The 1,915-nt window shown below is 70.5% G+C and carries 2 protein-coding genes and 2 pseudogenes; 1 reads left to right on the forward strand and 3 read right to left on the reverse strand.

The window, feature by feature from the left end; genetic code table 11:
* Positions 1 to 62 precede the first annotated feature (62 nt).
* A complete protein-coding gene (locus tag ACFW2E_RS43230) occupies positions 63 to 269 on the reverse strand; it encodes a hypothetical protein (RefSeq protein WP_384476583.1) in 207 nt (68 codons plus the stop codon).
* A 377-nt stretch (positions 270 to 646) separates the two neighbouring features.
* A complete protein-coding gene (locus ACFW2E_RS43235; protein WP_384476585.1) occupies positions 647 to 829 on the reverse strand; it encodes a hypothetical protein in 183 nt (60 codons plus the stop codon).
* 124 nt (positions 830 to 953) lie between these two features.
* Here ACFW2E_RS43235 and ACFW2E_RS43240 point away from each other — a divergent pair.
* Positions 954 to 1,232 (forward strand): annotated as a pseudogene (locus ACFW2E_RS43240) (Tn3 family transposase); the annotation flags it as partial.
* Positions 1,233 to 1,336: 104 nt separating this feature from the next.
* Here ACFW2E_RS43240 and ACFW2E_RS43245 read toward each other — a convergent pair.
* Positions 1,337 to 1,818, reverse strand: a pseudogene (locus ACFW2E_RS43245) (MerR family transcriptional regulator); the annotation flags it as partial.
* Between the last annotated feature and the right edge of the window lie 97 nt (positions 1,819 to 1,915).

The raw sequence follows: 1,915 nt of genomic DNA on the forward strand, positions 1-1,915 counted from the left end.
AGTTGGACGCCGGACGGTGCTGACGCGTTCGCCTGCGGGTGCACACCGGGCTGCGGCCCGGGTCAGGGAAGCGTCGCCGTGTCCCGCTGCGCCAGCCAAGCGGACACGGCGTCGCGCTCGCGTCGCTCGGCCGAGGCTGCGGCGGCGGCCTGCGCGGCGTTGCGCGGGGCACGGCCCGCACCGTCAGGCCGGTTGTGGGCACGCAGAGCACGGATAGCCTGCTCCCCGACGGCAAGCAGCAGGTGCTCCAGCGAACCGATGGGCAGCACGCGCGCTCGGTTCCCACAGCCGAAGTGTCGCCAGGCGTATCCAGGATTGGACAAGGGCATCGACCCGGTTCGACGCTCGGGTCCCAGCCGTCGTAATGGACGCCCCGCAGCAGACAGGGGGCTGTGCGGCGAAGTGGGCGGCTAAGTCGACGGTGAGCCTGTCACGGGACGCGCGCAGCCAGGTGCGCAAGCGCCGAACAGTCGATATCAGGGGCATCCGGCCCAGCGGTCGGCTTACGTCGCTCCGTGGGGCGTGCCGCCAACAGTCACGCCGTGGCCACTGACAGATCGTGGCCGACGTCTTTCGCCGATGACGGTCGCGCGGGCGGGCGGGTGGACGGCGGCGGTGGTGAAGGGCTACAGGCCGGGCAGGCGGGTCAGGAGGCGTTGGAAGTGTCGGCGTTGTCGTGTACCTGCTCGTCGAACAGGCGAGCGTTCTCGATGGCGCTACCGGCGGCGCCGGCAAGAGCGGCGGCGATGTCCTCGTCGTCGGAGTCGAAGGGGCGTCCGTCGCGGCGTTCGGACAGGTCGAGGTCGTCCGTGGATTTGGCCGCGGACACTGATGGCGACACCGACGAGCGTGCGCAGCTGCGGGGGCCGGGCGGGAAGCCGGCCTCCCAGCCCCGCTGTCTGCGGGACCGGTGTTCCGGCTCGCCGACCACCTCGAACAACACGGCCGCTCGGGGGCAGCTCTACCAGCGCCACCAGGACGGCATGGGGGACCAGATCGGCGCGCTCGGCCTGGTCCTCGACGCCCTCGTGCTGTGCACGACGCGGTACAAAGACGCCGCGGTGAACCAGTTGCGCGCGGACGGCTTCGACGTGCGCGACGAGGACGTGGCCCGCCTCTCCCCGTTCGTGCGGCACCACATCAACATGCTCGTCCGGTACCCGTTCCAGCTCCCGGACCTGCCTGGCGGCCTGCGGCCCCTGCGTGATCCGGCTGCGGTCGATGAGGGGTAAGGCTCAGTCGAGCACCGGGCCGACATCGGCGGACGGGTCAGCCGAGACGGAACCGTTGGTGCCCCTTCTTCTCTTCGGCTTCTCTTCGGCTGGCGACCGAAGTCTCATCCCCGCTCACGGAGATACGCCTCCAGCTCCGCGGCCCCGGTCAGCATCGCCCGCCCGCGGGCGGACAGCCGGCCGTGCCAGTCGCACAGTGCGGCCTCCAGCGGCTCCAGCCCGCCGGCCGCCCGCACCTGGGCGATCAGCGGGGCGATCTGCTCCAGCAGGTAACCGCCCCGCCTGAGCTGGTGAGCCAGCCGGGCGTCCCGTACATCGGCCTCGTCGTAGACGCGGTACCCGGTGATCGGGTCGCGGCGCGGGCGCACCAGCCCGGCGCGCTCCCATTTGCGCAGCGTCGCGGGCCGGATTCCGAGCTTGTCTGCCAACGGCCCGATGAACGTGCCGCCGGGCCGGGACACCGCGGCCGGCTCGAACCCCACGCTGGGCTCGGGCACCGTGGTGGGCTCCAGGTCACGGAGGGCGCTCTCCACGGCCTGGAGGGTCCGTCGGTCGTCGAGGAGCTGGACGTGGCTCTCTTACAATAGGGGGAAAACCAACAAAAACAACTACAGGTTAAACACCCCCCAGTTAAACAAACCACAAAGGGTGGCCTGTGAGGGCACCCCGGAAAAAAAAACACC

It is taken from the genome of Streptomyces sp. NPDC058964 (genome assembly GCF_042741275.1).
Taxonomy (GTDB): Bacteria; Actinomycetota; Actinomycetes; order Streptomycetales; family Streptomycetaceae; genus Streptomyces.